Below are 299 nucleotides of genomic sequence, written 5' to 3'. Positions count from 1 at the left end.
GCCATACTCTGCATGGCGGTGGAAACTTGTGGACTGGTATTACTGTGGCTTGCTCCGAGCAGCGGCTTCGCGTTGGCTGGCGCGGGATTGACCGGTATCGGTCTGTCTCTGGTCTACCCGGCGCTGGGCGTCGAAGCGATCAAGAGTGTGCCGACGCCCAGTCGAGGCGCAGGTTTGAGTGCCTACGCGGTGTTCTTTCATCTGGCGCTGGCGATTGCCGGCCCGGTGATGGGGGCCATCGCGCTGGGTCAGGGTTATGACTGGATATTTTTCTACGCCTCCCTGCTGTCGGTGAGCGC

Annotated in this window: 1 pseudogene; it reads left to right on the top strand. The window is 61.9% G+C overall.

Going from position 1 to position 299, the window contains the following annotated elements:
* Positions 1-299, top strand: a pseudogene (locus EE949_RS24370) (MFS transporter); the annotation flags it as partial.

The sequence above is a fragment of the Pseudomonas viridiflava genome (assembly GCF_900602065.1).
In the GTDB taxonomy this organism is placed as follows: Bacteria; Pseudomonadota; Gammaproteobacteria; order Pseudomonadales; family Pseudomonadaceae; genus Aquipseudomonas.
The sequence above is the reverse complement of the archived record's forward strand: the minus strand, read 5'-3'. Positions and strand labels throughout refer to the sequence as shown.